The following is a 26,462-nucleotide window of genomic DNA, read 5'->3' on the forward strand; positions in this document are numbered from 1 at the left end:
GAGAGTAGACTTAGCTCAGGGCGATGCGGGTCCAGGCGCGCGGTGCGACGGTGAAGGCGACGGCGCCACCGCTGACCGGCAGGGCTTCACCGGCACCACCCGAGAGCGGCGTGCGGCTGGCCTTGCCGGGCTTGAAACTGCCGGCCCCGACCTTTGCCTGCACCTCGATATCGCCGGGGTTGAGCACGGTGATCGCCACGCCGTTGCCGTCGGCTTCGAGCCGCGTCAGCAGTGCCGTGCCGAGGTCGAGCGTCAGCAGGCTCGCCGCCGTGCTGCGGACCGGTCCGCGTTCAGCGTAGACATGGGTCGCCAGCGGCTGGGCATAGCTCAGCGCCGCCTGGGCCGAGGCGCCGAGCTCACGACGCGGCGCCGGCAACACCGTAAAGCGGTACTTGGTCTGGCCACCCTGGTCGGCCTGGAAATTGGTGCTCCAGTAGTTGTTGGTGAGCCAGGCCACCAGCGTCGGGCGTTCGCGGGTGACGCGGCCATCCGGATCGCCGAAACGGCCGAAAGTGTAACCGCCCACTTGCCAGAGCGGCGCATCCGGGCAGGCGACCGTCACTTCGGACTTGGCATCGCCGATGCGGATGAAGCGCTGCGCGGTGATATAGTGGCGGCTGGCATAGGGCAGTTGCTCGTCGTCGAGCTTAGCGACGGCGCCGCCAGTCTCGTAATGCGCGTCCCAGCCCTCGGCGAGCGCCGTCGGCATGGGCAGGTAGATGGCGTGCGGTTCGACGATCGGTTGCTTCTTGACCGTGGCCTCGACATGCAACACCGGTTCATCGCCGACGAGGCGGTAGAGCACGTCGACCTTGTCGCCATTGGGCAGCTCGAAGCTCTGGACGATGCGGGCATTGCCGCGCTCGACCGCCTCGCTGCTGCCGACCAGCTTGCCGTCGAAGCGCTCAGCCTGCCAGTCGCGATGCCAGGCGAGGTGCCAATCGGGCGACTCGAGATCGGGCTGGCCGAACATGTCGGTGCGGATGCCGGAGGCGACGCGCTCCAGCACCGGCACGCCGAACTTCAGATGCTCGGTCGCGGCGCCGGCATACTCGGTGCCGTCGAGCTTGAGCGAGGTCAGCCCGCCCTTGGCGTCGAGGCTGACGGTAAGGCGAGCGTTCGACAGCACGCCATCCCTGGCCGCGAGCTTGCCATTGGGCATCACCGCGGCCTTGGCGGCCGGGATAGTGACATAGCTCAGCGGAGGGATCTCGATCGGCGCGGTGTAATAGGCGCCATGCTCAGGCAGGTCGGAGGTCACCACGTCCTGGCGCTGGATGCGGTGCGACGAGGGGCCGGTGGGGACCAGATCCTCGAGCCCGAAGCCGCGCTTGGGATCGGGCGCATCTGTCATCGGCGGCAGGTAAGGCAGCCGCACCGACTGCTTCACCGCAAAGCCGTGCGGGTTGTAGACCAGCAGCGTCGGCTCGTCGCCGCCGGCCTCGATGCCGAGGCGTTCGAGGCCGTCGCGGCGCAGCATGCGGGCGACGCTGGCGCCTTCGGCGACAGTCGCGAGCTTCAGCAACTGCTGGGTGCGGGTTTCGGGCGAGTATGGCTGGGTGATCGAGCGGTCGGCGCCCCAGGTGTGCTCGGCATAGAGCGCGAGGCCCTGGCGGGCGACATCGTGCAGCATGGCGCGGCGGCGCGGCGCCTCGGTCGGGTGCCAGGCGTCGAGGCCTGTCGCGGCATCGAGGTCGCGCTGGCCACGCATCGCCTGGGCGGTTTCGTGCGCGGTGGAGCTGGCGCCGAAATTCCACCAGTCGGTCCAATCGCCACGCAGCGTCTGCATGGTGTCGGCCGGCTGCTGGCGGACACGGTCGAAGAACTCGCTGATCGTCCCGAGCCTGAGCTTGATGCCGCCGGTCGAGGCGTTGCCTTCATTGAAGTTGCGGATGAAATCGGGCAGCGCCGCCTGCGGCGAGCCGTTGTCGTGGTAGCGGACGTTGGTGATCTGCATCATCAGGAAGGGATGCGGATAACCGGTCGCCTCCCACTTCCTGGCCCAGCGTGGCACCCGGGCCCGAGCCTCTTCCATGTTGGTCGGGATCTGCAGGCTGCGATCCGAGGTCACGCCGTAGATGAAGCCGTTATAGGCGGTGATGCTGCGGCCGCCCGGCGCCTGCCAGTTGAAGGCGCGCGGCCAGGGCTTCAGCGCATGCCCATAGTGCTCGTTGATCGCCATCGAGATGCCGGTGATGCCATGGTCGAGCAGCGCATCGACGACGCCCCAGGGCAAGCCGTTGACGTCGGTGTTCATCGCCGAGCGCACCGGGATGCCGAGCTCGCGGAAGAATTTCAGCGGCTTCAGCACATCGAGGACCATCGAATGGTCCATCAGCGGGGTCATGTGCCAGCCCATGCCGGCGACTTCGATCTGCCCGCGCTTCACCGCGGCGAGGAAGCGGTCGCGGTCGGCATTCCCGGCATGCACCCACCAATCCATGGTTCCGCCGGTAACCTCGCAGGTCCAGCGGAATTTGGCGTCATCGGGGTAATCGGCCGTGCGCTCGGCGATATCGAGCGCCTCGTCGATGAAGCGGCGGTGCAGCTCCATCACCACCGGCTGCGGATGGGTGTAGCCGATGTCGGTATGGCTGTGATGGACGAAGAGGATTTCGTTGATCATGGGTGGCTCTGATGAACGGGGTGAAGGGGGAGCCGCCTAGAAGGCGGCGAGTTTGACCGACATCGGCGTGCCGACATCGAAGTGCTGCAGGGGTTCGGACAGGGTGCCGGTGGCGTGATCGACGGCGAACACCGTCAGCCGATCGGAATCCTGGTTGGCGACCACGAGGTGCCGGCCCGAGGGTGAGAAGGCGAGATCACGCGGGGTCGTGCCGCCGCTCGGCCGGCGGCCGGTCTGGGTGAGCTTGCCGGTGGCGTCGTCGATGCCGAGCGCCAGGATGTCGTTGCAGACGCGCAAGCCGACGAACAGGTGCCGGCCATCGGCGCTGAGCACGATGCCTGATGGCTGGACGATGCCGCCATCGAGCGAGGGGATGGTGAAGCTGTCGCGCTGGGTCAGGGCGCCGGTTCTTGGATCGACGACGAGGCTGACCACAGTGGGGATCAGTTCGCTGACCATGAAGATGGCGCTGCCATCGGCCGAGAACACCAGGTGGCGCGGGCCGAGACCGGGCGGCAGCGTAAAATCGCGAGACGGCTCGGGGCTCAAACTGCCATCGGCGCCGAGCCTGTAGGCAACGAGCCTGTCGATGCCGAGATCGGCGACATAGACGATGTCCCCTGCCGGTGCCGGGACGACGCAATGGGCGTGTGCGGTGGTCTGGCGCGCCGCGTTGGGACCGCTGCCGGTATGGCGGACACTGGCGACGGCGGCGCCGAGCGAGCCGTCGCTGGCGATGGGAAAGACGCTGAGCGCCGCGTCGGGCCATCCCTCGGGGTTGGCGCCATTGTAGTTGGCGACCAGCAGGAATTTTCCGTCGGTCGAGAGGCTGGCGTGGCAGGCCTCGTTGCCGCGCGTCGGCTGGCGGTTGATCAGCCGCAAGCCGCCCGCCTCCACGGCGTAGGTGGCGATGGCGCTCTCGCGGGTGCCGGTGATCTCGCAAGTCGAATAGAGCCGGCCACGCGCCGCGTCGGTCACCAGCCAGGCGGTGTCGTCGACGCCGCCGACCAGATCCACTGCACTCAGCCGGCCGGTTTCGTCGTCGAAGCTCAGCCGGGAAATGCCCGCGCCATTGGCCGCGCCGTATTGCGGCATGGCACGGGTCAGGCTCCCGGTGAATGCGTAAATCGGCACGACGTCCCTCCCGCTTTCCCCGTCATTGCCCCCTCGCGCCCGATCGACGCTTGCCAAGCCCGTTCGTTTGGAACAGGATCGAAGGCAATTGACACAACTAGTATGGTAGACCTACAACGTCTTGGCAAGGGCGGACGACACCGATGCGGAATGCGACAAAAGCAGCACCCGGATCGATCAGCGAACCACCGCCCTGCCCGTTCGAAACGCCGAAAGCTGCACCCGAATGAAGATTGTCGACATCAAGGCCACCACCGTCGCCGTGCCGCTCGAGGCGCCGCTGCGGCATGCGTCGGGCGCCCATTGGGGGCGGTTCGTGCGCACCATCGTCGAGGTAGTGACGGACGAAGGGATTTCCGGCTGGGGCGAGCTCGGCGGTGGCGGCGAGAGTGCCGAAGCGGCAGTCAAAGGGCTGCTGCCTTACCTGAAGGGGCATGACCCGCTGCAGCTCGAACAGCTGCGCTGGAAGATCATGAACCCGGTGGCCAGCCTCTACAATTCACGCATGCAGGTGCATGCGGCGCTCGAGATGGCCTGCATGGACGTGGCCGGCAAGGCGCTGGGCATCCGCGCCTGCGACCTGATCGGCGGGGCGCTGCGCGAGTCGATCCCGTTCGCGAGCTACCTGTTCTATCGCTACGGCAACGAAGAGCAGGGGTTTGGCGATGAGTTCTCGGCCGATGCGCTGGTGGCAGAAGCCAAGCGGCAGAAGCAACTGCATGGCTTCAAGTCGCACAAGCTGAAGGGCGGCGTGTTCGCTCCAGAGCATGACGTCGAAGTGTTCTCGGCGATTGCCGAGGCGCTCCCCGGCGACCGCTTCCGGCTCGACCCCAATTCGGTGTGGTCGGTCGAGGAGTCGATCTGGGTGGCCAAGGAAATCGAGCACATCCGCAACGACTATTTCGAGGACCCATGCTTCGGGCTCGAGGGGATGCGGCGGTTGCGCGACCGGATTTCCATTCCCACCGCCACCAACACCGTGGTGGTGAATTTCGAGCAGCTCGCCGCCTGCATCAAGCATGACGCGGTGGATGTGATCCTCCTCGACACGACGTTCTGGGGCGGGTTGCGGCAGGCCTACAAGGCGGGCCAGGTGCTCGAAACCTTCCAGTTCGGCGCCAGCGTCCATTCTTCGGGCGAGCTCGGCATCCAGCTTGCCTCGATGCTGCATCTCGGCGCAGCGCTGCCCAACATGAGCTTTGCCGCCGACGCGCATTACCACCACCTGCTCGACGACATCATCGTCGGCGGCAAGCTCAAATATGTCGACGGCGAGATCGCGCTGCCCAAGGGGCCGGGGCTCGGCGTCGAGGTCGACCGCGACAAGCTCGCCCAGTACGCCGCCTATTACCGCGAGGTCGGCGGCTACACCTATGACCGCGATCCGCAGCGCCCGGACTGGTACTCGATCCAGCCCGAGATGCGCTACGCCGACCCAGCCGGACGATAAGAGGCGCCATGGCAACCGTTACCCTCCGGGATATCATCAAGATCTACGGCGAGTTCGTCGCCATCAAGGGCGTCGACCTCGACATCGAGGACGGCACTTTCGTGGTGCTGGTCGGGCCCTCCGGCTGCGGCAAATCGACGATCCTGCGGATGATCGCCGGGCTCGAAACCATCTCGCATGGCGAGTTGAAGATCGACGGCAAGCTGGTCAACGACCTGCCGTCGCGGGATCGCGGCATCTCGATGGTGTTCCAGTCCTACGCGCTCTACCCGCACATGAGCGTCTCCGACAATCTCGGCTTCGGGCTTCGTATCAGCGGGGTGCCGAAGGTCGAGATCGCCCGGCGCCGCGGCGAGGCGGCGAAGATGCTGGGGCTCGACCCCTATATGGATCGCCGGCCGAGCCAGCTCTCCGGCGGGCAGCGGCAGCGCGTCGCCATCGGCCGCGCCATGGTGCGCGAGCCAAAGGTGTTCCTGTTCGACGAACCGCTTTCCAACCTCGACGCCAAGCTCCGCAACCAGACCCGTATCGAGATCAAGCGGCTGCAGCGCCAGCTCGGCGCCACGGTGGTGTTCGTCACGCATGACCAGGTCGAAGCGATGACGCTGGCCGACAAGATCGTGGTGCTGAACGACGGCCGCGTGGCACAGATCGGCACGCCGCTCGAGGTGTTCGAACGTCCGGCCAACATGTTCGTTGCCGGCTTCATGGGCGCACCCTCGATGAACATGCTGAAGGCCGAAGTCGGGCCGGGCAATACCATCCGGTCGTCCGGGCTCGACATTCCGGTGCCGGCCGACCGCTTCACCCTGCCGGCAGCGGGTACGGCGGTGACGCTGGGCATCCGGCCGGAGGATATCGTGCCGGAAGGGCACGGCACGCGGCCGGAGCTGGGCGCCGACTTCAGCGCCGAAGTGAGTTTCGCCGAGATGCTCGGCAACGAAAGCCTGCTGTTTGCCGAGCTCGGCGGGACCGAGATCGTCGCACGCATGCAGCACCCACGCGCCCTTGAGCCCAACCAGCAGGTGCGGTTCCGCATCGACGGCGCGCGCGTCCACGTCTTCGACAACGAAAGCCAGAATTCGCTGCTCCGCTAAGGCGCAGCGGGAACAACGACAAGGGAGAGAGACATGTCGTTACTAAGGACTTTTACAGCAGCGGGCCTTGCCGCCGTACTGTCGGCGGGCACCGCGTATGCTCAGGACCTGATCCTCAACTCGGACAAGACCGAGTGGAATCCGGGCATCACCGCGATGATGGATGCCGCCGGCACCGCCGCGGGCGTCAAGGTCACGGTGCAGGACATCACCCCGACCGACAAGTATCAGGCCTATATGCAGACCTCGATCGCCGGCAATAATGCCCCGGCGTTCTTCACCTGGTGGAATGGCCAGCAGCTGAGCGACCTGGTGGCGACGGGCATTCCCGCCGACCTCAGCGCCAACTGGGACGCCGCCATCGCCAATGGCGACTATTCGGAGGCGCAGCGCGAGCTGGTCAGCGTCGACGGCAAGCCCTATGGCGTGCTGCTGAACGTCGCCAACTGGGTGGTGTTCTACAATACTGCGGCCTTCGAGAAGGCCGGCATCGCGGCCCCTCCCACCACCTGGGAAGAGCTGATGACCGACGCCGACAAGCTGAAGGCGGCGGGCTACACCCCGTTCAACGGCCCGACCTCGGGCGGCTGGATGCCGTTCATCTGGTTCAGCCAGTTGGTGCTGGGCGGCGATCCGGACGCCTTTGTCGGGCTGACCGACGGCACCGTCCCCTATGACGGCCCGGCCGTGCAGAACGCCTTCAAGGTGTGGGGCGAGATGTATGCCAAGGGGTACTTCACCGATCCGCGCGAGCAGGACGACCAGAAGTTCTTCGTCGATGGCACGGCCGCCATGTATCTGATCGGCGACTGGCACTCGGGCTCGTTCGCCGAAGCCGGGATGGAGCCGGGCAAGGACTTCAAGACCTTCCTGATGCCGTCGCTGTCGCCGGATGTGCAGCAGTCGGTGATCGTCGAAGCCTCGCCGATCGTCGTCTCGAAGGCAGCGCTCGATGCCAACCCCGAACTCGCCAAGGCCGTGCAGTCGATGATGGGCGTCGATGCCTCGAACGCGCTCGGTACCAAGATCCAGGTCTACAACGGCAACCTCAAGGCTGCCGCGCCGAACGCCACCATCCAGGCCAACAAGGACATGGTGGCAGCCGCCAAGCCGCGAGCGCTGGTGCGCTGGTGGGAAGCCGTGCCGTCGCAGATCCAGGGTGACCTGGTCGCGGCCATGGGCGCCTTCATGTTCAACCCGACCCCCGAACAGGCGGCCGAGTCGATGAAGACCATGCAGACCATCAACGCCGACTACTGGGCCAGCAAGTAAGCAGGTTCCTCCCAGCCGGTCGCGCTTTCGGGCGCGGCCGGTCCTTCGATTGGAGCGTCTCGGATGATCGCCACCGCCTCGGCCCTGCTCTCGCCGCAAGTGTTGAAGGAAGCGCGCCAGCGCGAGCGGCGGGTCGCCTGGCAGCAGACCCGCATCGCCTGGCTGTTCATCGCCCCGGCGGTGCTCATGGTGACGCTGTTCCTGCTGACGCCGGTGGTGTTCAACGTCATCCTGAGCTTCACCAAGTGGCAGAAGTTTACCGGGCTCGACCAGTTCGCCGGCTTCAATAATTACGCGCGGCTGTTCCGCCTGCCGTACTTTTCGGAAGCGCTGGCCAATACCGCGGTCTGGGTGGTCGGCGCCGTGGTGTTCCCGCTGGCGGTCGGCCTCGGGCTGGCGCTGCTCTTGCGCAACATCCCGTTCCAGGAAACCTTCAAGAGCCTGTTCTTCCTGCCGCGCGTGCTGGCGCCGACCGCGGTTGCCGCCATCTGGTACTATGTCTACGCGCCGCGCGGGGTGCTCAACTCGGCTGTCTCCGGGATCACCGGCACGCCGTTCGATTTCGGCTGGCTCTACGATCCGGCGACCATCACCGGCTCGGTGATCGTCACGTTCGTCTGGCAGACCGTCGGCATCACCATGGTGCTGCTGCTGCTCGGGCTCGCCGCCATTCCCAAGGACCCGATCGAAGCGGCGCGGGTCGATGGCGCGTCGAACTTCCAGATTTTCCGCCACATCGTCTGGCCGCTGCTGCTGCCGACGGTGCTGGTGGTGACCATTCTCAACGTTGCCGCGGGCTTCACCACCTTCGACCTGCTCTGGGTGATGGCGACCTCATTCCCCGGCAAGCGCACGCTCTCCTTGGCGGTCTACATGTATTACGAGAGCTTCTCCAACGGCGCCTGGGCCTATGGCTCGGCCGTCGCCGTGGTGCTGGGCGCCATGGTGATCACCGTCAGCGCGCTGCTCGCCGTGGTGCAGGCGCGCGTCAGCAAGAACATCCGGTAGGCAGATCATGGCAGTCGACATCACCGACAAGGCGTTTATCTCGGGCCTGATCGCCAAGGAAAAGCGCGCGCAGCGGCAAGGTGGCCGCTGGCTGGTGCTCCCGATCCTGGCGCTCACCATCGCCTACCTGACGCCGCTTTATTACCTGTTCGTCACCATCTTCAAGACCTCCGAGGAATACGCCAAGAAGGGTGTGCTGGAGCTGCCGGACAGCGTCGCGCCGCTCGCCGACAACGTGGTGCAGGCCTGGACCATCGCCAACCTCGGCCAGGCGGCGATGAACTCGTTCAGCTACGCACTGGTCGGCGCCGTGCTGTCGGTTTCGTTTGCCGCGGCGGCGGCCTACGGCATGACCCGGCTGCACCTGCTCGGGTCGAACGGCTGGTTCATGCTGATCTTCACCGGCACGCTGTTCCCGTTCCAGATGTACCTGGTGCCGCTGCTGTTCGGTTATCAGCGGCTTGGACTGGTCAACACCTGGTTCGGCATGCTGCTGGTCTATGTGGCGATCTGCATTCCGTTCCCGCTGCTGGTGCTCAGGAACTCGTTCTCGGCGATCACCCGCGAGGTCGACGAGGCGGCGCGGATCGAGGGCGCCAGCGAATGGCGGGTGTTCACCTCGATGATCGTGCCCAACGCGATGGGACCGCTGATCGCGCTGTTCCTGCTGCAATTCACCTTCATCTGGAACGACCTGCTGTTCTCCTCGATCCTCGCCAACGGCATCGAGGTGCGCTCGATCATGGTGGCGCTGCAATCGCTGCAGGGCACCTATTCGACGCTCGGGCCCAATGTGGTGATTACCGCGACGCTGATTTCGAGTATCCCGACGGTCTTGCTGTTCATCGCCCTGCGGAAGTACTTCATGGCAGGATTGCAGCTGGGGACCAAATGACGGCGGAACGACCATGAAAGCCCCCAAGGGGATATCGGCGACGGAGTTCGGTGGCGATGCCAGCTACGGCACGCGGCAGGATGGCGGCTCGATGGCGAGCCAGGTCTATGACCGGCTGATGCAGCAGATCCTCGATATGCAACTGCCGCCGTTCCAGGAACTCTCCGAAGCGCGGCTCGCCGCCGAGTTCGGGGTCAGCCGCACGCCGGTGCGCGAGGCCTTTGCCAGGCTGGCACGGCGCGGGCTGGTGGAAATCCTGCCGCAGCGCGGCACCATCGTTTCGCCGCTGAGCGAGAACCTGATCGCCAAATCGCGCTTCATCCGCGAGGCGCTGGAGCGCCCGCTCGCCCGGCTTGCCGCCGAGCGGCTGACGCCGGAAATCGCGGCGCTCCTCAAGCGCGAGATCGTCCTGCAGCAGACCTTTGCCGGGCTTGGCGACGACCAGGACTTTTTGCAGTCGGACGACCGCTTCCACTCCCTGATTGCCAAGGCAGCCGGGTTCGAGACGATCTGGGACGATGTGCGCGAAGCCAAGTTCCACATGGACCGCATCCGCCGGCTGTCGCTGCTCAGCCAGGAGCACATGTATTTTATCGTCGGCGAGCACGAGGAAATCCTGGCGCGGCTGCAGGCGCACGACGCCAAAGGCGCCGACGAAAGCATGACCGTGCACCTCGCCTCGGTGATGCACGAACTCGACGTGATCCGCTCGGCGCATCCGGAGTATTTCGTGCGCGAAGCGGCTGGGGTGGAGACGTAGGTCGGGGTTCGAACCCGATGATAGGCCGGTGCGGGAAGAGCACCCCCACCCCTGTCCCCTCCCCGCAAGGGGGAGGGAGACGCTCTCACCGGCGTCAGTGTTTTGGTCTCCTCCCCCCTTGCGGGGGAGGGACAGGGTGGGGGGTAGTCTTCCCACACCGAGCTAGCCACGCGCGCGGCGCCGTCTCCCCCAGTGCGGGGAGCAACTAAACCCCGCGCCGCTTGATCACATCGCGGTACCACAGCGCCGACTTCTTGGGCGTCCGCTGCATGGTGTCGAGGTCGACGTGGACGATGCCGAATTTCTGGGTGTAGGCGGCGGCCCATTCGTAGTTGTCGAGCAGCGACCAGAGGTAGTAGCCGCGCACGTCGGCGCCTTCGTCGATCGCCTTGGCGATCCATTCGAGGAAGGCCCCGACATAGGCGATGCGCTCATCGTCCTGCAGTGGGTCGGCCAGGGTCTTGCCGTCGGAGACGCCGTTCTCGGTAATGAAGATCGGGCGGTCGAAGCCGTAGTCGGTCTTGACCATGACGATCGCGTCGTAGACGGCCTTGGGGTAGAACTCCATGCCGTTATCGAGGAAGTTGCCGCCCGGGTGCCACTCGTCGGCGACCCACCATTTCGGGTTGTAGTGCTCGGCGCTGACCACGACGCGCGAGTAGACGTTGAGCCCGATATAGTCGATCGGCGTGGCGATCAGCTCGAGGTCGCCGGCCTCGAGCTCGGGCATGGCGCCCTCGGCGCTGAGCCGCTGGGTGAGACGCTCGCTGTAGCCGCCGCCGAGCAACGGATCGAGGAAGAAACGGAAGCCGTTATCCTCGTCCTGGTCGGCTAGAGCCTTGTCCTCGGGCTTGTCGGTCGCCGGGTGGCGCTGCCAGATATCGAGGACGATGCCGATCTCCCCCGGACTGCCGGCAGCGCGGAACGCTTCGACGCCGCGGCCATGCGCCAGCAGCGCATGGTGCATCGCCTGTCGCGCCGCCTTCTCGTCGGTGCGGCCGGGAGCGAAGGCACCCATGCCGTAGCCGACCCAGATGGAGATCGGTTCGTTAAGCGTTGCCCAGCGGCGGACGCGATCGCCGTAGCTGTCGAACACCAGCGCCGCATAGTCGCCGAACCAGCCGACGACGTCGCGCGTCACCCAGCCGCCACGATCCTCGAGCGCCTGCGGCAGGTCCCAGTGGTAGAGCGTGACATTGGGGGCGATGCCCTGCTCCAGCAGTTCATCGATCAGCCGTGAATAGAAATCGACGCCGGCCTGGTTCACCCGGCCGGTTCCCTCGGGCATCAGCCGCGACCAGCTGAGCGAGAAGCGATAGCTCTCGATGCCGAGCTCGCGCATCAGGCCGACATCCTCGCGATAGCGCCGGTAGTGCTCGACGCCGCGATTGCCGGAGACATCGCCTGCCACCTTGCCGGGGGTCTGGGTGAACGTGTCCCAGATCGAGGGACCCTTGCCATCCTCGTTCCAGGCGCCCTCGATCTGATAGGCGCTGGTGGCGACGCCAAAGGTGAAGTCCTGGGGCAGCAGAATTTTGGGCAAAGCAGAACCGTCCTGTGAAACGGGAGGGGGATGGATGAACGGAGGTGAGTGGGAGAGAACCGCGACGCTGGTGCGCGCGGACCCCCACCCCTGTCCCCTCCCCGGAAGGGGACGCGGTAGCGCCCTGAGGGGAGGGAGACGATGGAGCGGAAGCCCCCGTGTGTGCAGGCTTACTTCGCCGTGACCGTAAAACCTTGCTCGGTGGCGTAGTCGGCGATGCGCTTCTGCCAGGCCGCAAGACCTTCGGCGATGCTGGTCTTGCCCGAGATGGCCTGGCCAACGGTGTCCTTGTAGACGCTGCCGACATAAGGCTGGAACGGCAGCCAGCTCCAGCCAACCACCGAGTTCTTGGCCGACTCGGCAAAGATCTGGCGGGCCTTCTGGCCGCCGAGATAGGCGATTTCCTCATCGAGGAATCCTGGGTCTTCCCAGGCAGCATTGGTGGTGGGCAGCAGCCCCTGATCGTTCTTCAGGGACGTGACGCCTTCCGGGCTGCTGTTCATCCACAGCGCGAACTCGACCGCCGCTTGTTTGTTGGCGCTCTGCTCGAGGATCACCGTGCCGGAGCCGCCGAACTGGCTGGTGCCGACATCGCCCTCGTTCCACACCGGCTGCGGTGCGACCCGCCACAGGCCTTCGTTCTGCGGCAGCACTCCGGTGAGCGCCTGGAGGCCCCAGGCCCCGACCACCCAGGTGGCCATCTGGCCGGCGCCCAACTGCTTGAACCAGGCGTCCGAGCCCATGACGGATTCGATCGTCAGCCCCTTGGCGTTGAGATCGGTCCAGTAGTCGGCCCATTGCCTGGCCTTGTCGGAGTTAAAATCGAGCGTCACGTTGGTGCCGCCTTCGAGGCTCCACGGTGCGGCGCCGAGCTGCCACAGCCCCATATAGGCGGCATCGACCAGAGCCGGATCGATGAAGGTGATGAAATGCTCGGGGTTCTTGGCGTGGATCGCTTCGCCGGCGGCGGCGAACTCGGCCCAGGTGCGCGGCACCGCGACGCCGGCTTCATCGAACACGTCCTTCCTATAATACATCACGCCCGGACCAAAATCCTGCGGGATGCCGTAGATGCCGCCATTGATGTCGACCAGCCCGACCACGCCGGGCAGGAACAGCTCGCGCACGCTCTCGCCGCCATGCTTGGTGACATCGGCGAGCGCGCCGGTGAGGGCGAAGTTGGGGATCGCGTCATAGGTCATGTGGGCGACGTCGGGGCCGCCGGAGCCGGCGTCCACGGCGTTCTGGATCTTGGTATACTGGTCGGCGCCGACGCCGACATTTTCCACCTTCACCTTGATGTTGGGGTGACCAGCCTCGAACAGGTCGACGGTCTTCTGGATGTCGGGCAGCCAGGTCCAGAAGGTGATCTGGACCGGCTCCTGGGCGTTGGCGGCGCCGGCGAACAGGGCCGCTGCCGCGATCCCGGCGGCGAGGGCAGCCCGGATAAGGCTGCCGGTCTTTTTTCCGATCATAATGACTTCTCCCTTTGTCATTGTTGTCGTCGTTGGCGCCCCGCGCCGGATGGTGCGGGGGATTGGAAGCGCGCTCATTGCTTGACCCCGCCGGCGGCGATGCCGGACTGCCAGTGGCGCTGCAGGAACAGGAAGGCGACGATCAGCGGCAGCACTGCGAGGAGCGAGCCGGTGATCACCAGCGGATAGAGCGGCTGCGCGAGATTGACCCCGCCGGCATTGGCCAGCTTGTTCCAGAGGCTCAGCCCCACGGTGAGCGGGAACTTGTCGGACTGATTGAGGACGATCAGCGGCAGGAAATAGTTGTTCCAGGTGGCGACCAGCTGGAACAGCAGCACGGTGACGAAGCCGGGCGCCAGCAGCGGCAGCGCAATGGTCCAGAAAATCCGCGCCTCGCCGGCCCCATCGATGCGGGCGGCCTCGATCATCGAATCCGGTACCGCATCCTGGGCGTAGACCAGCATCAGGAACAGCCCGAAGGGGCTGGCCAAAGCCGGGATGATCACCGCCAGCTCGGTGTTGATCAGGCCCCACTGGCTGAACAGCATGTAAGTGGGGACGGCGAGCGCCGTGCCGGGCACGGCGCTCGCGCCGAGCACCGCCATCAGCACGCCGCGGCGGCCGTGGAAATCGAACTTCGCCAGTGCGTAGCCGCCCATCGCGGCGATCACCGCGGCGCCGCCGGCCCCGACCACGGCATAGAGGATGGTGTTGCCGAACCAGCGCAGGAAAATGCCGTCCTGGAAGGCGAAGAGGCTCTGGATATTGTCGAACAGCGCAAAGCTCGGCGCGAAGGCGAGGCCGAAGGTGGCGAACAGATCGACATTGGACTTGGTGGCGTTCACCAGCAGCCAGCAGAGCGGCAGCATGAAATAGGCGAGCAGCATCCACAGGACGATGCTGAGCACCACGGACTTGCGCGCCTTGAGGCCGGTGGTTTCGGTTGTCGCCATCAGATCAGCCGATCCCGGCGGGCGATGCCGAGTTGCACGACATAGGCGATGGCGACAGTGAAGCCGCCGAGGATCACGGCGATCGCCGCGGCATAGTTGGTCTGGCTGCCGGTGAAGGCCAGGTTGTAGGCATAGAGGTTGGGCGTCCAGTTGGTGGTGATGACGCTGGGCCGCACCGCCTGCAGGATGCTCGGCTCGTTGAAGAGCTGCAGGCTGCCGATCACCGAAAAGATCAGCGCCAGGGTCAGTGCGGGACGGAGCGCCGGCAGCTTGATCGAGAAGGCCTTGCGCCACTCGCCGGCGCCGTCGATATCGGCGGCCTCGTAGACCTCGGTCGGCACGGCGCGCAAAGCGGCGTAAAAGATCAGCATGTTGTAGCCGACGAACGACCAGGTCACGACATTGCCGACGCTGCCCAGCATCAGCCCGGGGCCGAGGAAATCCGGCGCCGTCGCGCCGAAAAAGCCGAATACCTGGCCGGCGAGGCCGAACTGGCCGCCGAAGATGTAGCCCCACATCAGCGCCGCAACCACCGCCGGCACGGCATAGGGGAGGAACAGCCCGATGCGGACAATACGGCTGCCGGCGAGGCGGCCACTGTCGATGGCCAGCGCCACGAACATGGCAACCGCCAGCATGATCGGCACCTGCAGGAAGAAGAACAGCAGCACCCGCAGCACGCCGTCATGCAGCAGCGCATCGCCGAAGGCGCGCACATAATTGCCGAGCCCGACGAACACCGTGCCGCCGACCATTTGCTTCCTGAAAAAGCTGATGACGATGGCGTAGCCGAGCGGGATCACCACGCTGATCGCGAACACCGCGATGAACGGCGCGAGAAAGAGATAGGCGGTGACCGAAGCGCGCGCTTTGGCTTTGGGGCGGTGGACGGTGGTGGGGGCGGTCAATCTTGCCACCCGTCCATGCTGAACTCGCCAGCTCGCGGGCTCCCGCCCCCCTCCCCAACCCTCCCCGCAAGGGGGAGGGTGCAGGGCGGCGAACTTGGCGAGGTTGTGCCCCACACACCGGCGGGCACCCTCCCCCTTGCGGGGAGGGTTGGGGAGGGGGGTGCCAAGCACTCCGAACCCTTGGCAGGGAGGAACACCGCCCTCATCGCCCTGCCCCGCGCTCGCGCAGCACGCGCACGTCCCAGGGCCCGAGTTCCAACAGCTCGACCGGCGCGCCGCTCAGTACGTCCTCCACCGGCATCGGGGGTGCGACGCTCCGAGCCTCCCAGCCGAAATTGTGCACGAACCACAGCCGCTCGCCCGCGGCATTGGTGGCGCCGTGGACGGTCAGCGCGCCGGGGACGAGCTGGTCGGCCCAGGGGTGATCCGGCGCCAGCCATCGCGCCAGCGACTCGGCGAGGTCGAGGTCGGGGAAGCTGCCGAGATAAGTGACGCGGCCGGCGCCGTGCCGGTGCGTAGTGGCGGCGGGCCAGCGGCCGAAATGCGGATGCTGATAGCTGGCGAGCACCGTTGCACCATCCGCGATGAGGCCTTCGACGAGGCCCTCGGCGGCGCCCGCGATGTCGCCGCTGACCGCGAGCGGCTGCACCAGGTTGCTGAACTCGTCGTACCAGGCGCCGGCGGCGGCAGCGAGGCCGGCCGGCTGCCGGTCCAGTTTCGGCCGCCCGATCTCGTCGGCATAGCCGGTGCGGATTCCGAGGACGAGATGACCGCCCGCCGCCGCATAGGCGGTTAAGTTGGCGATCAGCGCGTCGGAGGCGAGATAGAGCGCCGGCACCACGAGCACCGGCAGTTCGGCCGCGAGTATCTTGGGATCAGTGATCTCGAAATCGGCAGCGTGCATCACCCGGACCTGATGGCCGGCGCGGTTCAGCCCGCCATAGAAGCGATAGACGATGCGCTCATAGGCGGCGCGATCCGGCGGCCCCTGTTTCTCGGGTTTGACGCCCGGGTCCTGCATCGGCGGGTGGTATTCGAAGGCCCAGCGGGTGGGCATCGAGAACAACAGCCCGGTCGTCGCGTCGGGCACGAGGCCTTCGACCGCCTGCCCTGCCCGCTGGATCTCGCGGCCAAGCGCTGCAATCTGCTCGTAAACCCGGCCGGGCACGAAGCTATGCGGCAGCACGCCGCCCCAGAATGTCTCCCAGGAGCCGTGCATGGTATGCCAGTGCCAATATTCGACGGCGCGGGCGCCGCGGGCGATCATCGCCCAGGCGACCTGCCGCCACTGGCCATCGAAGGCAGGATAGTTGAACCAGGGAAAACCGACGCTGGTGGCATTGGTCTCGGTGACCATGAAGCGCTGCTGGCCGATGGCCCAGGTGCGATCGGAAATGAAGAACGGCGCCCAGCTGCCGGACGGCGGGAAGGCGTAGTCGCCGACGATGTCGGGACCGAGCTGGTCCTGGGTGGCGAGGTACTGGTTGGAGGCGATGACGTCACCGGTGGCGCCGATGGCGCGGTCATCGACCGCAGGCCGCATCGGGTCGATGCAGGTGGTGATGAACTGGTCGGGCGTGGCGTATTCGCGGACGATCGCCGTCTGCCAAGCGATGTACTCGGTGGTCAGTTCAGCCTGATAGCGCCGCCAGGCCAGATCGTATTGCGGCACGTGGTTGCCGTCGGGCACCCACAGCTCGTCGATATCGTTCAGCCGGTGTGCCCAATGGGTGAGGTTCCAGGCCTGGTTGATGGCCTCGACGCCATTGTACTTTTCGAGCAGCCAGCGTTTGAAGCCGGAGAAGACATGGGTGTTGTGCGGCACCTGCTGGCCGGGCTCGTTGTCGACCTGGAAGCCGACTACGGCCGGGTGGGCAGCATAGCGGCCGACCACGGCGCGGATGATGCGCTCGGCATAGTGGCGGAATACCGGATGCGAGCAATCGGTCTCCTGCCGGGCGCCCCATGGCACGCGCACGCCAGTCTTCTGTTCCGCCGCGATCTCGGGGTGCTTGAGCATCAGCCAGGGCGGCACGGCGTAGGTCGGGGTGCCGAGCACCACCGAGATGCCATGCGCGTGGGCGCCATCGAGCACCGGCTGCAGCCACTCGAGCTCGAACTCGCTTTCGCGCGGCTCCCAGGTGCTCCACACCGACTCGCCGACGCGGATCAGGTTGAAGCCGGCTTCCCGCATCAGGCGGAAATCCTCGGCCAGGCGCTCGACCGGCTGGTACTCCGGGTAATAGGCGGCGCCAAACAGGATGCGGTCCCCGATCCGGAGCCCTGACTTCGATTCCACGCCTCACTCCCTCGTGGAGACGCGGTTGGTCGCGCCATTGGGACAAATTGTTTGCGCAAACAATTCTGATGTCAATACGACTCGCGGACGATCCGGATAAGGACAGTCATCGTGCCACTTCCACCGGCAACACCGGATGTCCGGCTTGCGTCAGCATGGCGGCGTGCATATTGTTTGCGATAACGAAAGGTAGCCGATGGCACGACCGGACAGCAAGGCGCGCGCGCCGACAATGATGGATGTGGCGCGGCTGGCGCGAGTCTCGCCGCAGACGGTGTCGCGGGTGCTGAACGACTATGCCTTCATCAAGGCCGACACGCGGCAGCGGGTGCTGCAGGCGATCGACAGCCTCGACTACCGGCCCAATATCGCGGCGCGGACCCTCGCCACCAGCCGGTCGCGCACCATCGGGGTGGTGGCCACCGATTACCTGAGCTTCGGACCGGCGAGCGCGCTGTGGGCAGTCGAGCAGGCGGCGCGCGAGGCCGGCTACGCGGTGTCGATCGTCAGCCTGCCCGAGTCCAACTACCGCACCATTTCGGACGCGCTGCAGCGGCTCGCCAGCCAGGCCGTCGAGGGCATCGTGATGATCGCGCCGCAGGACGTCTCGGCCAGCGCGGCGTTCATGTCGTTCGACAATGTGCCGGTGGTGACGCTGAGCTCGGTCGATACCGGCGAACACACCTCGATCATGACCGACTCGGTGGAAGGCTCGCGCCTCGCCACCCGGCACCTGATCGAGCTCGGCCACACCGCGATCGCGCATGTCGCCGGCCCCGCCGGGTTCACCGTCTCGGACTCGCGCATTCATGGCTGGCGCAAGGCGCTGGGCGAGGCAGGCCTCGTGGCAGTGGAGCCGGTGGTGGGTGACTGGTCGGCAGCGAGCGGCTATCGCGCGGGCCTCGAGATCGCTGCCAATCGCGAGTTCACCGCGGCCTACGTCGCCAATGACCGGATGGCGCAGGGGGTGCTGCTGGCACTGCACGAGAGCGGCCGGCGGGTCCCCGAGGAGTTCAGCGTGGTCGGCTTCGACGACGTGCCGGAGGCCGCCTATTTCATCCCGCCGCTCACCACCATGCGGCAGGATTTCGCCGCGCTGGGCCGGCGCTGCATCGAGGCGGTGCTGGTCCGCATCAACGGCGAGCCGCCGCTCGAGGCAGACCCGTTGCTGCCGGTGCTGGTGGTGCGCGCCAGCACGGCGCGAGCGCCCGGCTGAGCCGGTTACCTGGTCAGCCGATGCCGGGCACCGGCGTAACCTTGCCGCTGAGCCGCGCGCCGACGAACAGGCTCGCCGGGAAGGCGCTGACGAAGCGGTGCATCAGGCCGGCGGTGAGCGGGCGGGTGGCGAGGCCGGCCAGCACCGACGCAGTGAGGATGCGCAGCGGGAACTGTTTGTGCCAGGCGGCCGCGTAGCGCTGCCCGGCGAGTTCCCGCCCGGCCCTGCTCCACTCGGCGACGCGCGCCAGTTCCGATGCCAGCAACCAGCCCGATTGCAGCGCCATGGAAATGCCTTCGGCAATGATCGGGTGGGATTCGCCGGCGACGTTACCGACGCTGAAAATGTCATGCGCGTAGCAGTCGCGAATACCGGGCCGGATCGGACCGGCGGCCAGCCATCCCCCATCGAGCGTGGCGTCCTGCAGGACCTCGGCGACGCTCGGGCAGGCTGCTGTGATGTGCCGGAACACTGCTTCGCCTGCCGGCAAGCCACGCTGTGCCGCCCGGATAGCATCGAGCCGGTCGCGGCGAATGCAGCACGAGAGCGACATGCGGCCCTGGTCGGCCCAGACCATGCCGCCATAGCCGCCGGGGAAGGCCAGCAACGGCATCAGGTCGGGCGGCAGCGCGGAGCCGCGAAAATGCGCCTTGAAGCCGAGGAAATCCGACGGGAGGTGCGGCCGCTTCGGCTGGCTCGGGAGCCCGCCTGCCTCCCACGAGCCATGGGCAACGATAAGCACCGGCGCCAGCAGGATGCGCCGTTCCCCGGAGCGCTCGATGCTGACGGCCATATCGCCGCCGTCGCGAACCGCGGCCGTGGCCTGCCAGGGCTGCAGCAGCGTAGCCCCGGCCGCCGCGGCCGCATCGAGCAGCAGCAGGTCGAGCACGTCGCGACCGAGCGCGCGGCCAAAGGCGTCGGCCTGGCCGCGCGGCATCCGGGCTTCGATGCTGGGTCCGGCGGCGAACAGGGCAAGGCGGCGGATCTCGGGGCCGGCGAGAGCGCGTACCCGTTCGCCGACACCCAGCCGGTCGAGCAATGCCAGGTTCACCGGGGAGATGAACTCGCCGCACACCTTGTTGCGCGGAAATGCGCTCCTTTCGACAAGAGCGACGGCGCGCCCCTGGGATGCCAGGGCGATAGCGGCCGAGGCCCCGGACGGCCCGCCTCCGATGATGACCGCGTCATATCTCATTGTGCAGCACCGGAGGTGTGGAGCGCGCGGAGAAGACATGGGTGAACAACCCGACCATCCCCTCCCGAGCCGTCATCGCCTGGCCGCCGGGCCACAATCGAGAGAGTTCCTGCCCGGCAAAACCGGCGCGGACACTGGCGGCCGCATCGTGCAGCGTCACGGCGTTGGCGCCGATGGCGCGCAGCAGCCCGGTCGCGGCGAGTGCGGCAGCGTTCCGGCTCGGCTCGGTTGCAACGAACACCGGCGCGAGCCGGGCTGCGGCCGCCAGCAACCGCGTCAGCCCGGCCTCGGCAAAGTGATGCAGGAACAGATTGGCGGTGACGAGATCGAACCCGGTGCTCGGGGACTGTTCCATCCACACGAGCGCATCGGCGGTCACCGTCTCAACCTGCCAGCCGAGCGCGGCGTATGCGCCCAGTCGCGGGGGCGGCACCAGGTCCTGCTGGTCGAGCAGCACGATCTCGCCGCCCGGCCAGTGCCGCCGCATGCGTTTCAGCACCGCGAGCATGAAGCCGCCATCGCCGCAGCCGATCTCGAGAATGCGCCGCGGCGGCCGCTGCAGGTCACGCCGCAGGCGCCGGCACATGATCGCCGCCTGAAACATGATGGCGTTGATCCGGGCCAGGTCGCGGCGGGAGCCGATCGCCTCGGGATCGCTCGCCGGCAGCTGATCGAGCAGTTCCGGCGACAAGTGGCGCACCGGCATCCCGGCCATTTCAGGCGGCGTCGGCGGTATGGAACATGAAGGTCTCGGCGGTGAGGCCGGGACCGAAGGCCATGCCACAGCCGATCTGGTCGGCCTGTCGATGGGCCAGCATATCGGCAAGCACGAACATCACCGTCGCAGAGGACATATTGCCGTTCAAGCGCAGCACCTCGCGCGATGGGCGCAAGGCCTCGCCGTCGAGGCCCAGCGACCGCTCGACCGCATCCAGCACGGACTTGCCGCCCGGGTGGACGGCCCAGAGGTCGACATTGTTGAGCCCCCGATTGCCCAGAATGTCGGTGATGCGGGTGCTCAACGTGTCGTGGATGGCGGCAGGCACCTGGCCGGACAACACCATATCGAAGCCGTCATTGCGCACCGTCCAGGTCATCAACTCGCGGCTATCGGGGGCAACGACGGCGCGGAAACTGTCGAGCGCGATGCCGGTGGGCTCGGCCGTGACCAGCGCCGCAGCGGCCCCGTCGCCCCAGAGGATGAAGGTCAGCAGCCGTTCGATATCGGTGGTTTCTTTCAGGTGCAGGGTGCAGAGCTCGACATTGACGGCCAGCACCCGCGCCTCCGGATCCGAACGGACGATGTGATGGGCGAGCTTCAGGGCATTGACTGCCGCATAGCATCCCATGAATCCGACGATGGTTCGCTCCACCGAGGGCGACAGGCCGCAGCGCTCGATGATCTCGAGGTCGATCCCGGGCGAGGCGAGGCCGGTGCAGGTGGTGACGATGAGGTGGGTGATCCGGGCGGCATCAGGTCCGAGCTCCAGCCGGTCCACCGCTTTCTGCGCCAGCACCGGAGCGGCCTCGGCGAAGAGATCCATCCGGGTGGCGGTCGAGGGAAAGTTGCCGCGGGTGAACCGGCCGGCGCCATCGACCGCCGGGCCGTTGGGGTCGTCAGCGGAGGGGAAGCAGCAGTAGCGGTGCTCAATGCCGCTTCTCTCTGCCATCCGGGTGAACACCGCCTGGCGCCTGGGGTCGTCGGCAAGCTGAGAGGCGGCGAAGCCGATGGAGAAACGGTGCACATCGTAATCCGGCACCGCGACAGCGATCTTGTTCACATAGGCCTTGGCAGACATGATGGCTCCTCGGTTGAGACCCAAGGGAGCGGAGAGCACTGTTCCCTGGGCACTCAGGGTCAACACTTGCCGTGGTGGTTTATTCCATCAGACCGCCACCAAGGCGCGGAGGCGGCCGTCCTTGGGCCCGTCGCGGCGCAAGTGCCGCCGCACGTCGTCAGCCCCTATCCCTGCCCTGGCGGGAGCCGGCCAGGCACCCGGTCCACCAGCAGTTGCCGCGACTGCCGGACATCGCTTTCCATCTGGGCGATCAGCGCCTCGACACTGGTAAAGCGGCGCATGTCGCGCAGGCGGCGCAGCAGGCGAAGCTCGGCGCCGAGGCCGTAGAGCAGCTCGTCGAGATCGTGGATATGGGCTTCGACGCGGATCGAGGCGATGTCTGGAAATGTCGGGTTGGTGCCGACGCTGACGGTGGCGCCATAGAGCGTGTCGCGATGCGAGAACCGTGCGACGCTGCAATAGACGCCCTCGGGCGGGAACGGATTGCCCGGGGCCAGCGCGATGTTGGCGGTGGGGAAGCCGAGGGCGCGACCGCGCTTCTCGCCGTGAACGACGCTGCCGCTGATGACCAACTCGGCGCCCGGATCAGGAAGCGTTGGAAAGGGCAAGATACTGGCTCTGGTGGAAGACCAGCGGCGGGATATGGGGGAAGAGGCTGGTCTCGCGCACTTCGAGCAGGATGATCTCGTGGTCGCCGCCCTCGAGCCGATCGCTGATGGCGCAATCGAGCCAGAGCGCCGCGCCCCTGACGAACAGCGCGCCATCGGGGGTCGCCTCGAACTCGACGCCCTGGAAGCGATCGCCGTTGCGCGACGACAGCTGGCGCGAGAGCCGCTCCTGGCTCACGCCCAGCACACTGAGGCCGATGCGCGGCAGGCGGTTGAGCCGCGGCCAGGTGGCGGACTGGCGCGCCACGCAGACCGAGACCAAGGGCGGGTCGAGCGACACCGAACTGAACGAGTTCACCGCCATGCCGACGGGCGCCGCGCCATCCATGCCGCACATGGCGACGACACCGGTCGGGAACATCGAGAAGGCCCTTCTCAGGGCCAGCGTCGCCTCACCTGCCTGCACCGCGATTTCCTCCCATATAGTCAAGTTTGAATAATTGGACTGAAGCTAGTCAATTTGTTAGAGGGAGACAAGCGCCTTCCCCGGTTTCAGGAGCCAGCATGTCGAACATTACCCGCCTGGTGGTGCTGGGCGCCGTGCGCCAGTTCGAGCCGGTGCATGGCTATTTCCTGCGCCGCGAGCTGATGACCTGGCATGTCGACGAGTGGGCCAATATCCAGCCCGGCTCGATCTACAACGCACTCAAATCGCTGAAGCAGGACGGCTACATCCAGGAGAACGGCACCGAAGCCGCCGGCAAGCGCCCGGAGCGGACGATCTACCAGACCACTCCGAATGGGGTGGTCGAGCTGATGCGGCTGTTGCGCCAGACGCTGTGGACGGTCGAGACCTTCGACACCAAGCCGGTGATGGCGCTGACCTCGTTCATGTTCCTGCTCAGCCGCGCCGAAGTGGTGGCGGCGCTGAAGGTCAGGATCGCCGAGATCGACGCCAAGGTGGCGAGCAACGGCTTCGATATCAGCGACGTGGCCAAGTCGAGCACCACGCCGGCCTACGTGCGCGAGATCTTCGAACTCTCCTCGCTGCGGCTGAGGGCCGAGCAGGAATGGGCCCGCGGCCTCTACGACCGCATCCTCGGCGGCGCCTATACGTTTGCCGACGAGATCCCGGCCGGCACGCAGCCGACGGCAGGCCGGGACAGCTAAGTCACGACCCGCCGCAGCCGCCATCACTGCAGCTGGCGATGGCTGGCGCCGGGATGATCGGGGCTGAGGATCGGGCTTTCGGTGCCCACCAGCCGTTCGCGCAGGCTCTCGCCCTCGTAGTCCGACGCCGCCACGCCCCGGGAGCGCAGCACCGGCATTACCTGCTCGACGAAATCGAGGGTGGACGTCGGCTGGATCAGCGGGGTGAAGAGGAAGCCGTCGAGGTCGGCGCCGTCGGCCATCTCGCACATGATGTCGGCGATCTCAGCGGGCGTCCCGACGAAGGGGTTGGTGCGCACGCCATGGGCGTGCCAATCTTTCAGCACGTCGCCGACGGTCTTGTCGCCGAAGCGGGCGACCTGGGTCTGCGACAGCTCGGTATGGAGCGCGCTCATCTTGGTCGCGGGATCGAACGACGAGAGGTCGAGGCCGGTGAACCAGGCATAGGAGGCGACGGCGACATCCGGGGTCTGGGCGTCGAGGATCGCCTGGTGCTTGGCCCGCGCTTCTTCGATGGTCGGCGCGACGACGCAGGAGAAGGCGCTCATCAGCTTGATCGAGTTGGGGTCGCGGCCATTGGCGGCGGCCTCGTCACGGATGGCCTTCACCTGCCCGGCGAGCTTTTCGATCGAACCGCCGCCGAGGAAGATGCACTCGCCATGCTTGCCGCCGAACTGCTTGCCCCGATCGGACGAGCCGGCCTGGAACAGCACGGGGGTGCCCTGCGGCGAGTAGGCGGTGTTGCCGAAGCCATGCGAGCGGAAATACGGGCCGTCATGGGCGATGCGGTGCACCTTGGCCGGGTCGGCATAACGTCCCTGCTTGTTGCGCTCGAGCGCATCGCGCTCCCAGGCGCCTTCGAACAGCTTGTAGACGAGGCTCATGAAATCGTCGGCCATGTTGTAGCGCTCGTCATGCGCCACCATCGGCACACCGAAGGCGGCGACGGCGGTCTCGGCAGTACCGGTCGTGACGACGTTCCAGCCGATGCGGCCGTTCGACAGGTGGTCGAGGGTCTGCATACGGCGGGCGAAGGCATAGGGCTGCTCAAGCAAAGTCGAGCCGGTCATGACGATCCCCAGCTTCTCGGTGGCGCCGATCAGCGCCGCGCCGACAATGGCAGGGTCGAGCCGCGGCAGGTCGAGGCCCTCGGTGGTGCTGATGTCGGGGCGCGTACCCTTGACGTCGGCCCAGCCCCAGGCATCGGCGAGGAACAGGAAATCGAGTTTCGCATCTTCGCAGATGCGGGCGATCTTCACCCAGTAATCGAGCCGGTCGAAATTGTGCCGCTCGCTGTCGGGATGCCGCCAGGTGGACGTGCCGGAGTCGTTGGTCTGGGCGTTTTCAAACAGCCCAAAGCGTAGCTTCTTCATAGCAATGTCTTTCGTCAGAGTTGGGTCCGGATCGGGCGCCTCAGCGCCCGATGACGTCCTCGTCGCTCCACCACAGGAGGCGTTTGCGGAGCAGGGCCAGCAGCGACACGAGAAGTACGCCGAGCAGGCAGAGCAGGGCGATACTCGCCCAGGTCACGGGCAGGTTGGCCTGGGCGGCGGCGATGGTCACCAGCGAACCCAGCCCTGCCTGCTGGCCGGCGGCCACGAATTCAGCCACCGCTGCGCCGACCACCGCCAGTGGCATGGCGATGCGAAGGCCGGCGAAGACGAAGGGCATGCAGCCGGGGAGCCGGAGATCGCGGAAGATCTCCCAGCGGCTGGCATGCAGGGTCTTGAACACGTCGAGCGCCTTCTGGTCGACATCCCTGAGGCCGGCCAGCGAGTTGACCAGCATGGGGAAGAACACCACGAGGCCGGTGACGATGTACTTGGGCAGCATGCCGAAGCCGAAGGCGACGACCAGCGCCGGGGCGATGGCGACGACCGGCGTCACCATGATCACCACGATCAGCGGCATCACCGCCTTCTCGACGATCGGCAACTCGCTCATCGCCACGGCGAGGAGGAAGCCGCAGATGATACCGGCGCCGGCGCCGATAACCACCTCCTGGCAGGTGACGAGGAGGTTGGCCCAGTACATCCCGGGGTCGCTGGCGAGGCTGTTGCCGATGGCGTCAAGCGTCGGCAGCACATAGGGATTGTTGATCGCCACCAGTTGCCAGAGCACGGCGACGATGACGAAAGTCAGCGCCGGCGGGCCCCAGTCGAAAACGATACGGGCCACGGTGAAACCGGATGAATTGCGCCGCGGCGCGGTTGCGACAGCGTCAGACACGGGCAGCCTCCATCACCTTGCGCAGGGCAGAGCGGACATAGCCTTCGAGGTCGCGGAAGGCGTCGGTGGCGTAGAGCGCCTCGTTGCGCGGCCGCGGCAGGTCGACATCGATGATCTCGGCGATGCGGCCGGGATGCGAGGCCATCAGCACGATGCGGTCGGAGAGGATGATCGCCTCAGGCACCGAGTGGGTGACGAACAGCACCGACTTGCGGTTGGACTGCCAGAAATCCAAGAGGCCCATGCGCTGCTGGTCGCGGTTCATCTCGTCGAGGGCCGAGAACGGCTCATCCATCAGCAGGATCTCGGGATCGAAGACGAAGGCGCGCGCGATGGCGGCGCGCTGCTGCATGCCGCCCGAGAGCTGGGCCGGGTAACGGTCGAGCGCATGGCCGAGCCCGAAGCTCTGCAGAATCTCCCGGGGATCGCGCAGCTTCCGCCCGGCATTGGCGCCGGGGTTGATGCTGATCGGCAGGCTGACATTGTCGAGAATGGTGCGCCAGGGCAGCAGCGCGGGAGACTGCGGGACGAGGCCGATGGCCTTGTCCCTCGCCGCCTCGCGCACGGATTTGCCATTGATCGAGACACTGCCGCCATTGGCTTCGGAGAGCCCGGCGACCAGCTTGAGCAAAGTGGACTTGCCGCAGCCGCTCGGCCCGATCAGCGAGACGAACTCACCTTTTTTGATCGTCAGCGACACGCCGTTGAGCACCGTCACCCGGGACTCGTCGCCACCAAAGCTCTTGGTCACGTTACTGACCTCTACCCCGATGTCATCGGGGTAGGCGGTGCGCGTGCTCTGGAGATGAGAGACTGCAGGCATCG

At 66.5% G+C, this 26,462-nt stretch carries 23 protein-coding genes; 8 read left to right on the forward strand and 15 right to left on the reverse strand.

All coding sequences use genetic code 11. The features are described from left to right. Nucleotides 1–10: 10 nt before the first annotated feature. Both ACSQ23_RS01395 and ACSQ23_RS01400 read right to left on the reverse strand, forming a co-directional pair. Nucleotides 11–2,626, reverse strand: a complete 2,616-nt coding sequence (locus tag ACSQ23_RS01395) for a hypothetical protein (RefSeq protein ID WP_436089456.1) — start codon at nt 2,624–2,626, stop codon at nt 11–13. Between the two features lie 36 nt (nt 2,627–2,662). Further along, a complete protein-coding gene (locus ACSQ23_RS01400; RefSeq protein ID WP_436089457.1) occupies nt 2,663–3,760 on the reverse strand; it encodes a lactonase family protein in 1,098 nt (365 codons plus the stop codon). Nucleotides 3,761–3,986: 226 nt separating this feature from the next. Here ACSQ23_RS01400 and ACSQ23_RS01405 point away from each other — a divergent pair, with 226 nt between their 5' ends. From ACSQ23_RS01405 to ACSQ23_RS01430, 6 genes are all read left to right on the forward strand, one after another. After that, nucleotides 3,987–5,210 carry an enolase C-terminal domain-like protein gene (locus tag ACSQ23_RS01405; RefSeq protein ID WP_436089458.1) on the forward strand — a complete coding sequence of 408 codons (1,224 nt, stop codon included), beginning with the start codon at nt 3,987–3,989 and terminating at the stop codon, nt 5,208–5,210. A gap of 8 nt (nt 5,211–5,218) precedes the next feature. Then, complete coding sequence (locus ACSQ23_RS01410; protein WP_436089459.1) at nt 5,219–6,307, forward strand: ABC transporter ATP-binding protein; 1,089 nt, start codon at nt 5,219–5,221, stop codon at nt 6,305–6,307. Nucleotides 6,308–6,340: 33 nt separating this feature from the next. Further along, nucleotides 6,341–7,579 carry an ABC transporter substrate-binding protein gene (locus ACSQ23_RS01415; protein ID WP_436089460.1) on the forward strand — a complete coding sequence of 413 codons (1,239 nt, stop codon included), beginning with the start codon at nt 6,341–6,343 and terminating at the stop codon, nt 7,577–7,579. A 63-nt stretch (nt 7,580–7,642) separates the two neighbouring features. Beyond that, the gene (locus ACSQ23_RS01420; RefSeq protein ID WP_055885744.1) at nt 7,643–8,587 is read left to right on the forward strand and encodes a carbohydrate ABC transporter permease; all 945 of its coding nucleotides are present in this window, start codon (nt 7,643–7,645) and stop codon (nt 8,585–8,587) included. A gap of 7 nt (nt 8,588–8,594) precedes the next feature. Then, the gene (locus ACSQ23_RS01425) at nt 8,595–9,482 is read left to right on the forward strand and encodes a carbohydrate ABC transporter permease (protein WP_436089461.1); all 888 of its coding nucleotides are present in this window, start codon (nt 8,595–8,597) and stop codon (nt 9,480–9,482) included. Between the two features lie 13 nt (nt 9,483–9,495). Then, nucleotides 9,496–10,242, forward strand: a complete 747-nt coding sequence (locus ACSQ23_RS01430) for a GntR family transcriptional regulator (protein WP_436089462.1) — start codon at nt 9,496–9,498, stop codon at nt 10,240–10,242. A 205-nt stretch (nt 10,243–10,447) separates the two neighbouring features. Here the strand turns inward: ACSQ23_RS01430 and ACSQ23_RS01435 are convergent, their stop codons facing one another. The 5 genes from ACSQ23_RS01435 to ACSQ23_RS01455 all read right to left on the reverse strand — a co-directional run bounded on the left by ACSQ23_RS01435 (nt 10,448) and on the right by ACSQ23_RS01455 (nt 17,420). Further along, nucleotides 10,448–11,785, reverse strand: a complete 1,338-nt coding sequence (locus tag ACSQ23_RS01435) for a GH1 family beta-glucosidase (RefSeq protein ID WP_436089463.1) — start codon at nt 11,783–11,785, stop codon at nt 10,448–10,450. Between the two features lie 170 nt (nt 11,786–11,955). Beyond that, on the reverse strand, nt 11,956–13,260 hold the full coding sequence (locus ACSQ23_RS01440; protein WP_436089464.1) for an ABC transporter substrate-binding protein: 1,305 nt from the start codon (nt 13,258–13,260) through the stop codon (nt 11,956–11,958). Between the two features lie 74 nt (nt 13,261–13,334). After that, complete coding sequence (locus ACSQ23_RS01445) at nt 13,335–14,213, reverse strand: carbohydrate ABC transporter permease (RefSeq protein WP_436089465.1); 879 nt, start codon at nt 14,211–14,213, stop codon at nt 13,335–13,337. Next, nucleotides 14,213–15,121, reverse strand: a complete 909-nt coding sequence (locus ACSQ23_RS01450) for a carbohydrate ABC transporter permease (RefSeq protein WP_436089466.1) — start codon at nt 15,119–15,121, stop codon at nt 14,213–14,215. The genes ACSQ23_RS01445 and ACSQ23_RS01450 overlap by 1 nt, the downstream gene beginning before the upstream one ends. Before the next feature lie 202 nt (nt 15,122–15,323). Continuing rightward, nucleotides 15,324–17,420 (reverse strand): beta-galactosidase, encoded by a 2,097-nt coding sequence (locus ACSQ23_RS01455; protein WP_436089467.1) that lies wholly within the window; start codon nt 17,418–17,420, stop codon nt 15,324–15,326. Nucleotides 17,421–17,616: 196 nt separating this feature from the next. Between ACSQ23_RS01455 and ACSQ23_RS01460 the strand changes: the two genes are divergently transcribed. After that, nucleotides 17,617–18,636 (forward strand): LacI family DNA-binding transcriptional regulator, encoded by a 1,020-nt coding sequence (locus ACSQ23_RS01460; RefSeq protein ID WP_436089468.1) that lies wholly within the window; start codon nt 17,617–17,619, stop codon nt 18,634–18,636. 13 nt (nt 18,637–18,649) lie between these two features. On the opposite strand, the gene ACSQ23_RS01465 is transcribed toward ACSQ23_RS01460, so the two are convergent. The 5 genes from ACSQ23_RS01465 to ACSQ23_RS01485 all read right to left on the reverse strand — a co-directional run bounded on the left by ACSQ23_RS01465 (nt 18,650) and on the right by ACSQ23_RS01485 (nt 22,704). Continuing rightward, on the reverse strand, nt 18,650–19,831 hold the full coding sequence (locus tag ACSQ23_RS01465) for an NAD(P)/FAD-dependent oxidoreductase (protein ID WP_436089469.1): 1,182 nt from the start codon (nt 19,829–19,831) through the stop codon (nt 18,650–18,652). Further along, complete coding sequence (locus ACSQ23_RS01470; protein ID WP_436089470.1) at nt 19,821–20,546, reverse strand: class I SAM-dependent methyltransferase; 726 nt, start codon at nt 20,544–20,546, stop codon at nt 19,821–19,823. Before ACSQ23_RS01470 ends, ACSQ23_RS01465 begins: the two co-directional genes overlap by 11 nt. A 1-nt stretch (nt 20,547) precedes the next feature. Next, on the reverse strand, nt 20,548–21,630 hold the full coding sequence (locus tag ACSQ23_RS01475; protein ID WP_436089471.1) for a type III polyketide synthase: 1,083 nt from the start codon (nt 21,628–21,630) through the stop codon (nt 20,548–20,550). A gap of 164 nt (nt 21,631–21,794) precedes the next feature. Then, the gene (locus tag ACSQ23_RS01480; RefSeq protein WP_436089472.1) at nt 21,795–22,238 is read right to left on the reverse strand and encodes a riboflavin kinase; all 444 of its coding nucleotides are present in this window, start codon (nt 22,236–22,238) and stop codon (nt 21,795–21,797) included. Then, complete coding sequence (locus ACSQ23_RS01485; protein WP_436089473.1) at nt 22,216–22,704, reverse strand: flavin reductase family protein; 489 nt, start codon at nt 22,702–22,704, stop codon at nt 22,216–22,218. The genes ACSQ23_RS01480 and ACSQ23_RS01485 overlap by 23 nt, the downstream gene beginning before the upstream one ends. Before the next feature lie 98 nt (nt 22,705–22,802). Between ACSQ23_RS01485 and ACSQ23_RS01490 the strand changes: the two genes are divergently transcribed. After that, entirely contained in the window at nt 22,803–23,408 is a 606-nt protein-coding gene (locus ACSQ23_RS01490) for a PadR family transcriptional regulator (protein ID WP_436089474.1), read from the forward strand. A gap of 23 nt (nt 23,409–23,431) precedes the next feature. Here ACSQ23_RS01490 and ACSQ23_RS01495 read toward each other — a convergent pair whose 3' ends face one another. The 3 genes from ACSQ23_RS01495 to ACSQ23_RS01505 are packed head-to-tail and all read right to left on the reverse strand — an operon-like array spanning nt 23,432 to nt 26,460. After that, the gene (locus ACSQ23_RS01495) at nt 23,432–24,781 is read right to left on the reverse strand and encodes an NtaA/DmoA family FMN-dependent monooxygenase (protein ID WP_436089475.1); all 1,350 of its coding nucleotides are present in this window, start codon (nt 24,779–24,781) and stop codon (nt 23,432–23,434) included. 40 nt (nt 24,782–24,821) lie between these two features. Next, nucleotides 24,822–25,637 (reverse strand): ABC transporter permease, encoded by an 816-nt coding sequence (locus ACSQ23_RS01500; RefSeq protein WP_436089476.1) that lies wholly within the window; start codon nt 25,635–25,637, stop codon nt 24,822–24,824. After that, nucleotides 25,630–26,460 (reverse strand): ABC transporter ATP-binding protein, encoded by an 831-nt coding sequence (locus ACSQ23_RS01505; protein WP_436089477.1) that lies wholly within the window; start codon nt 26,458–26,460, stop codon nt 25,630–25,632. Before ACSQ23_RS01505 ends, ACSQ23_RS01500 begins: the two co-directional genes overlap by 8 nt. Nucleotides 26,461–26,462: the final 2 nt, after the last annotated feature.

This window comes from Devosia sp. LjRoot16 (assembly GCF_964252795.1).
GTDB lineage: Bacteria > Pseudomonadota > Alphaproteobacteria > Rhizobiales > Devosiaceae > Devosia_A.

Bases quoted from the DNA above. Each gene is read 5' to 3' on its own strand.
- ACSQ23_RS01395 (WP_436089456.1), bottom strand. From the start codon at position 2,626: ATGATCAACGAAATCCTCTTCGTCCATCACAGCCATACCGACATCGGC.
- ACSQ23_RS01405 (WP_436089458.1), top strand. From the start codon at position 3,987: ATGAAGATTGTCGACATCAAGGCCACCACCGTCGCCGTGCCGCTCGAG.
- ACSQ23_RS01410 (WP_436089459.1), top strand. From the start codon at position 5,219: ATGGCAACCGTTACCCTCCGGGATATCATCAAGATCTACGGCGAGTTC.
- ACSQ23_RS01415 (WP_436089460.1), top strand. From the start codon at position 6,341: ATGTCGTTACTAAGGACTTTTACAGCAGCGGGCCTTGCCGCCGTACTG.
- ACSQ23_RS01420 (WP_055885744.1), top strand. From the start codon at position 7,643: ATGATCGCCACCGCCTCGGCCCTGCTCTCGCCGCAAGTGTTGAAGGAA.
- ACSQ23_RS01425 (WP_436089461.1), top strand. From the start codon at position 8,595: ATGGCAGTCGACATCACCGACAAGGCGTTTATCTCGGGCCTGATCGCC.
- ACSQ23_RS01430 (WP_436089462.1), top strand. From the start codon at position 9,496: ATGAAAGCCCCCAAGGGGATATCGGCGACGGAGTTCGGTGGCGATGCC.
- ACSQ23_RS01440 (WP_436089464.1), bottom strand. From the start codon at position 13,260: ATGATCGGAAAAAAGACCGGCAGCCTTATCCGGGCTGCCCTCGCCGCC.
- ACSQ23_RS01445 (WP_436089465.1), bottom strand. From the start codon at position 14,213: ATGGCGACAACCGAAACCACCGGCCTCAAGGCGCGCAAGTCCGTGGTG.
- ACSQ23_RS01460 (WP_436089468.1), top strand. From the start codon at position 17,617: ATGGCACGACCGGACAGCAAGGCGCGCGCGCCGACAATGATGGATGTG.
- ACSQ23_RS01465 (WP_436089469.1), bottom strand. From the start codon at position 19,831: ATGAGATATGACGCGGTCATCATCGGAGGCGGGCCGTCCGGGGCCTCG.
- ACSQ23_RS01470 (WP_436089470.1), bottom strand. From the start codon at position 20,546: ATGGCCGGGATGCCGGTGCGCCACTTGTCGCCGGAACTGCTCGATCAG.
- ACSQ23_RS01475 (WP_436089471.1), bottom strand. From the start codon at position 21,630: ATGTCTGCCAAGGCCTATGTGAACAAGATCGCTGTCGCGGTGCCGGAT.
- ACSQ23_RS01490 (WP_436089474.1), top strand. From the start codon at position 22,803: ATGTCGAACATTACCCGCCTGGTGGTGCTGGGCGCCGTGCGCCAGTTC.
- ACSQ23_RS01495 (WP_436089475.1), bottom strand. From the start codon at position 24,781: ATGAAGAAGCTACGCTTTGGGCTGTTTGAAAACGCCCAGACCAACGAC.
- ACSQ23_RS01505 (WP_436089477.1), bottom strand. From the start codon at position 26,460: ATGCCTGCAGTCTCTCATCTCCAGAGCACGCGCACCGCCTACCCCGAT.